Below are 4,843 nucleotides of genomic sequence, written 5' to 3'. Positions count from 1 at the left end.
TGGCGTTGTTCATTCAGGCTGAACAGTGGGTCTAATACAAAAGGATAAACCAGCAAACCACCGAGGGAGCCTAAATTGGACAGCGCATATAACCGGTATGGTGAGCGCAGCGGAAAGCGGCTGGCGAACCAATGCTGTAGCAGTGGACCTGTTGCCGCAAGCAACAAATACGGTAACCCGACCAGCAGGGTTAACAGCAGTAAAATAGCTGCCAGCGGTGACGGCAGCAGAGCGGGAGTGATATTGGCCTGCCATAGCAGCGGCAAACTGACCACTGCCAGCATCAGTAAACTGCTATGCACCCGGCGCTGGTTTTTCGGGGCCAGATAGCGGCCAAGCAGATGAGCATAGCCGTAACCCGCCAGCAACAGGCTCTGGAAAAACAGCATGCAGGCCGTCCAGACAGCGGCGCCCCCGCCAAAATAGGGCAGTAACTGTTTGGCCAGCATTGGCTGCACCAGAAATAATAAAGCGGCACTTAAAAAAATGGTCAGGGGAAACAAGGCCAAAGCGAGGCTCCACGTACATGGTGACGAAATTCAGGCGCCAAGCCTATACAAAGGCCAGGCTGCAGGCAAGTAGCAGGCTATACAATGGCCAAAACGTCAGATTTGTGGTAACGCTGCGCTTGGGGTAGACTCCAGTGCTTTTGATCAGAATAACGCTGCGTAAACCGCACATTTGTTAATCAAAGTTTTTTTACGGGAATGTTAAGCCATGGGCAAATTTAAAGTACCTCATACCCTTACCCTGCTGTTTTCGATGATGGTTATCGCCATGATCGCCACCTGGATAGTGCCGCAGGGTTCATTTGAAATGCAAACGCTCGAATCAGGCCGTCAGGCTGTCGTACCGGGTACTTTTACCCTGGCCGAAGATAAAAACTATATGACACCGTGGCAGCTGCTGACTGCCATTCCGCGCGCCTTTGCCAGCGCTCAGGATGTTATTTTCTTTGTGATGATTTTAGGGGGTGTCTTATCGATTGCCCGGGCGACCGGCACAGTAGATGCATTGATCGGCCGGATGCTGGAACGTTTTGGTGAAAAGCCGCAAATATTAATCTTTATGGTGGTGTTTTGCTTTGCCATGGCGTCCAGTTTTATTGGTACCGCCGGCGAATACATCCCTTTTGTGCTGATCCTGGTGGCGTTGTGTAAAGCAATGCGGCTCGATGCGATGACCGCAGTCGGTATGACAGTAGCGGGTTATGGTATCGGCTACGGCATCTCAGCGGTCAATCCGTTTACCCTGGTCATCGCGCAGCAAATTGCAGAGTTACCCATTCTTTCTGGCTGGCCACTGCGGGCAGCGATTTTCCTGCCGTTTGTGTTAATCGGTTTTCACCATGTCTGGAGTTACTCGAAAAAAGTGCTGGCTAATCCGGCAAATTCCATGGTTGCTGACTTGCCCTGCCCGCTTGGCGACAGCCATGCGGTCGACTACCCGAAACTGGCATTGAAGCATAAGCTGATTTTAGCCAGCTTTCTGGCCACTATCGGCATCGTTGCTTACGGTATCCGGGTTCATGGCTGGTATCTGTACGAACTGGGTGCCTGCTTTATTGCCTGGGGCCTGTTAACTGTTGCTATCAGCCGGATCAGCGTTGATGTTGCGGCCAAAAAGTTTATTGACGGTGCCATGGAGCTGACCACCACAGCCATTTTAATCGGGGTGGCCCGCGGCATTTCGCTGGTAATGGAAGATGGTCAGATTTTGCATTCACTGGTGCACGGTATGTCGCTGCCTCTATCTTATGTCGGGGCTGAAATTGCAGTCGTCGGCATGCTGATTATCCAGACTTTACTTAACTTCTTTATCCCCTCAGGCAGCGGGCAGGCGTTTGTTACCATGCCATTAATGGTACCACTGGCTGACTTGCTGGAAATTCCGCGGCAGGTTGCAGTGCTGGCCTATCAGTTTGGTGATGGATTCTCTAATATGATTATTCCGACTAATGCGATTTTAATGGGTATTATTGGTATTGCCGGCATTCCTTACGGCCATTGGTTCCGGTTTTGCCTGCCACTGATGGCCAAATTAATGCTGGCGGCGTCAGTGGTACTGGTACTGGCCGTGGTATTTGGCTATGGTGATGATGTACAACCACCAACCGCACAGGTGGTCAGTAGCGTTCAGTCTTAACTGAGTAACATTATGAACCAAACCCGGCAAATTGCTGAAATGATCCTGCAAGGCTTTCGAAAGCATTTTCAGCTGTTTCAGCAAGTTACCGCTAAAGCTAAACAACGGTTTGAACAGGCTGACTGGCGGGCCTATCAGCAGGATAGTTCAGAGCGGATTTCATTTTATGATCAGCGCGTTGCCGAAACAGTGGCTGCACTGAAAAAAGCTATGCCGTCTGATTGTCTGAACGAACCATTGTGGCAGCAGGTGAAACAGCAGTACCTGGAGTACCTGCTGTTTCATCCACAGGCGGAACTGGCCGAAACATTTTACAACTCGGTGTTCTGTCGCTTATTTGCCCGTAAGTATTATCACAACCAGAATATATTCGTTGAATCGACGCTTAACCTGCAACATCTGCCGGCCCCTATTTCCTCGGTTTACCAAAGTTACTTTCCGGCCCAGGACGGACTAAAGCAGAGCATCCGCACCATAGTGGCTGATTTTGCTTTCAGCACCCGTTTTATTGATCTGGAACGGGATATTCGTTACATCGTAAAAAGCTTTATCCAGCAATCTGCCCATGGCCGGTTTCCGGTGCATCAAATCCGGTTTGATATGCTCAAATCAGTTTTCTTTCGCAATAAAGCCGCATATATAGTGGGACGGGTGGTGACGCCAGATGGCCAGCAACCCTTTATTATTCCGCTGTTGCACCAGGAGGGCGCCGGCTTATATCTTGATACCCTGCTGACCGACGCGCAGCATATGAGTATCATCTTTGGCTTCTCCCGCGCCTATTTTATGGTGCAGTGCCCGGTGCCATCGGCACTGGTGCATTTCTTAAAGGAGTTACTGCCGCATAAAACTCTGGCAGAACTGTATGCCAGCATTGGCTTGCATAAACAGGGCAAAACCGAGTTTTATCGTGAGCTGCTAAGCCATTTAACCCATAGCCGTGATCAGTTTGTCGCCGCACCCGGGATCCGTGGCATGGTAATGATGGTGTTTACCCTGCCCTCTTTCCCTTATGTATTTAAGGTTATCCGCGACAAATTCGCCCCAAGTAAAGAATTTGACCGCGCAACAGTAAAAGCCCGTTACCTGCTGGTAAAAAAGCATGACCGGGTTGGCAGAATGGCCGATACCCTGGAATATTCTGATGTTGCCTTACCAAAAAACCGTTTTACCCCCGAGCTGCTGCAGGAATTATCCGAGACGATTGGCCAGTCACTGCAAATTGATGATGAGCTGGTTATCATTAAACATTTATATATTGAGCGGCGGATGGTGCCACTGAATATCTATCTGGAACAGGCTGATGATGCCGAAAAAGCCATCATCATGAACGATTATGGTAACGCCATCAAAGAAATGATTGCCGCCAATATCTTCCCTGGCGATATGCTTTTAAAAAACTTCGGGGTTACCCGGCACAAACGGGTGGTTTTCTACGACTATGATGAAGTGCAATATCTGCTGGATGTGAATTTTCGCGCCTTTACCAAAACGGATAATTTTGAAGATGCCATAAACGCTGAAGCCAACTGCTGTGCCGTAGCAGGTGACGTATTTCCTGAACAGATCGCTACTTTTGTGACACCACAACCACAGCTGCGTAAGTTGTTATTCAGCAAGCATCCTGAATTGCTGGAAGCCAGATACTGGCAAGCAAAACAACAGGCTATCCGGGATGGTAAAGTTGAAGATATTTTTCCCTATCCAGAGAACCTGCGCTTCTGTCTGCGCTATGCTAAGTATGACTGCCTCCCTGAGGAGGATAACGAATAATCTGTAACGCACTAAGTACTGAGTAGCCGATGCCAAGCAATAATCCGACAAATGATAACTATCTGATTACCCCTGACCAGCAGCATTCTTTATATAGTGTACAGCGCCTTCGTCAGTTGGAGCAGCAGGCGATTAGCAAACTTGGCGCCGACGGTGGCTTTATTTTAATGCAGCGCGCAGCTGCTGCTGTGCTGGAATGTCTTGAGCAGCAATGGCCGGCTCCTCGCAAAATTCTGGTATGCGCCGGGGCTGGTAATAATGGTGGCGATGGTTATCTGCTTGCTGCGCTCGCCAGCAGCCGGGGCTATCAGGTGCAGCTATACCGGCATGGTGACCATACTAAACTTGGCAAAACAGCTCAAATGGCAGCGGATGCAGCAGCGGACGCCGGCGTTTTGCTGGTGACAACAATCAGCGAAGCCGACTTGCTGATTGATGCCCTGTTCGGTATTGGTCTTAACCGGCCGCTGGATGACGCAACCCAAAAGCTTATTCAAACCATAAATGACAGCAATAAACCCGTGCTGGCTGTTGATATCCCAAGCGGGATCAATGCTGATAGCGGCGCAGCAATGCCGGTAGCGGTCAAAGCTACAGCCACCGTCAGCTTTATTGGCCTGAAAACCGGTTTGCTGATGCAGGATGGCCTGGAACATGTTGGCCAGCTCTGGCTAAGCACTCTTAACCTGGGCAGCGAGCTGGCCAGCGTTGAACCGGACTGCCAGAGTTTAACTGCGGCAAAGGTTGGTTCACTGCTGCCGGTACGACGGGTTAACAGTCACAAGGGCCACTATGGCCATGTGTTGGTTGTTGGCGGCGATTATGGCTTTGCCGGTGCCGCCATTATGACCGCCCAAACCGCCGTTAACTGCGGCGCTGGCAGAGTCAGTTTATTTAGCCGTACAGAGCATCTTAACGTTATGCT

General features: G+C 50.2%; 3 protein-coding genes and 1 pseudogene. 3 read left to right on the top strand and 1 reads right to left on the bottom strand.

The genetic code is table 11. The annotated features are described in order from the left end of the window. Positions 1-509 (bottom strand): annotated as a pseudogene (locus R3177_RS13240) (hypothetical protein); the annotation flags it as partial. 208 nt (positions 510-717) lie between these two features. On the opposite strand from R3177_RS13240, the gene R3177_RS13235 reads away from it, so the two are divergent. From R3177_RS13235 to R3177_RS13225, 3 genes are all read left to right on the top strand, one after another. Beyond that, complete coding sequence (locus tag R3177_RS13235) at positions 718-2,145, top strand: YfcC family protein (RefSeq protein WP_318971499.1); 1,428 nt, start codon at positions 718-720, stop codon at positions 2,143-2,145. 12 nt (positions 2,146-2,157) lie between these two features. Next, positions 2,158-3,918, top strand: a complete 1,761-nt coding sequence (gene aceK, locus R3177_RS13230) for a bifunctional isocitrate dehydrogenase kinase/phosphatase (RefSeq protein WP_318971498.1) — start codon at positions 2,158-2,160, stop codon at positions 3,916-3,918. Between the two features lie 29 nt (positions 3,919-3,947). Further along, positions 3,948-4,843, top strand: an 896-nt coding sequence (locus tag R3177_RS13225; RefSeq protein WP_318971497.1) for an NAD(P)H-hydrate epimerase, incomplete at its 3' end; no start/stop codon positions are given.

The sequence above is a fragment of the Arsukibacterium sp. genome (genome assembly GCF_033722355.1).
Taxonomy (GTDB): Bacteria; Pseudomonadota; Gammaproteobacteria; order Enterobacterales; family Alteromonadaceae; genus Alishewanella.
The sequence above is the reverse complement of the archived record's forward strand: the minus strand, read 5'-3'. Positions and strand labels throughout refer to the sequence as shown.